Genomic DNA, 1,658 nt, shown 5'->3' with positions numbered 1-1,658 from the left:
GTGCTGGTGCCGTTCAAGGCRCCGGCACTCAGGTTGGTGATTTTCACCCCGCCGGCCGGTGCRCCTGCACCACCGGTCGCMCCCARGGTGATGGCGTTGCCGCCGACCGCATCATATTTCACCGCAATATTGGCGGTGTTGACCGTGTCGGTRTTCAGCGCCGTCAACGCACCCGCTACGCTGGTTTGTGCAGTGGCTGCCGCTACCGCCCCGGTGCTGCTGATCGCGTTGATCGGCTGACTRAAGCCAGTAATCCCCGTGGCCGACGAGTAAGTGGCGCCGCCRCCCAGGGTGTTGGCCGAGGTGTTRCCCAGAGTAGTGGTCTGGGTCCCCAGATTATTCACGGCWGTATTGGTGGCAAAGAGTTGGCTGCCRTTCACCGCRTCGGTGCTGGTGCCGTTCAAGGCRCCGGCACTCAGGTTGGTGATTTTCACCCCGCCGGCCGGTGCACCTGCACCACCGGTCGCCCCCAAGGTGATGGCGTTGCCGCCGACCGCATCATATTTCACCGCGACGGCGGCGGTATTGGTCACGCTAGTGCTGAGATTGGTCAGTGCCGCGCCGACGTTGGTGCTGGGCAGTAAGCCGGTGCTGGCACCCGTTGCACTAATGGTGTTGGTGGAATAAGTGGGCGCCGTCCATGCCCCGGTGGCCGCATTCAGTGCCGCGCCGCCGCCAAGGGCAGTCGCCGTGTCCTGTCCCACTTTATTCAGTTGACTGACGTTGACGGCGTCAGTCGCATTGGCACCAGCGGCCAGTCCGGTAATCCGACGACCGTTGGCGCCGTTGGCGATGTTCACTTCGCCGCCTGTCGTTGCCGTGCCGCCGACACCATAAGCGGCGGTAGCCAGAGTAGTGCCAGTAGCGGATGAGTTAGAGCCTAGCGCCACGCTATTGGCGGCGGTTACGGATGCAAGAAGCCCGATTGCAACACCGGACGTAGCAGTCGCCGACACCGTTGATTGGCCACCAACAGCGATAGAATCAGCAGCCCCGGCCTGGGCCCCACGGGTTGTGTTACTCCCAATGGCAACGGCACCCGCACCGGACGCTGTGGTGGACTGGGCCGCTGTAAGCGAAGTAGAGCCGGCCGCATTAGAGGCCGCACCACCGATGGCCACGCCATTGAGACCCGTCGCAACGCTACCGTAACCCAAAGCGGTGCTTGCAATACCCGTCGCAGTGGTCTCCATCCCTATAGCAGTGGCCCACCGCCCGGCGCTGGCATAAAAGCCGAATGCTGCTCCACCTTCCCCGCTCACAGCGGAAAAAGCGCCGAAAGCACTGGCTCCAAGGTACCCACTCCCACTGGACCCACCGGTTGCGTTACAACCGAGAATGTTTGATGAATAAGCGCCGCCGCCGAAAGTTGGATCTGTAATTGTCGCATTGAGGGTGGTCCGACCCACTGTATCGGTAGCGGTGCCCGTACATGAGCTAGAAGAAGAATTAGGAAAATACAGGAATGCGTACCCTGGCTCGGACCATCCAACAGTCAGACTCAAAGCAACCGCAAGCACACTCAGTGCACGCGATTTTCCCTTCAATGCACGAAGTGGGTTAAATCCCCGCTTACGCTGCCTTGTCGGCCCACCCTTGGTTTTCTTATTAGCAAGTTCCGAAGCAACTACCCAGCAACACATTGACGTGTTCCAGAC

2 pseudogenes are annotated in these 1,658 nt (G+C 60.9%); both read right to left on the bottom strand.

Features of this window, described 5'->3' with window-relative positions:
• Positions 1-800, bottom strand: a pseudogene (locus AC1DH9_RS28715) (hypothetical protein); the annotation flags it as partial.
• Between the two features lie 81 nt (positions 801-881).
• Positions 882-1,658 (bottom strand): annotated as a pseudogene (locus AC1DH9_RS28710) (ESPR-type extended signal peptide-containing protein); the annotation flags it as partial.

The sequence above is a fragment of the Pseudomonas sp. 05T35 genome (assembly GCF_056396605.1).
This window is presented reverse-complemented; position numbering and strand designations above follow the sequence as displayed.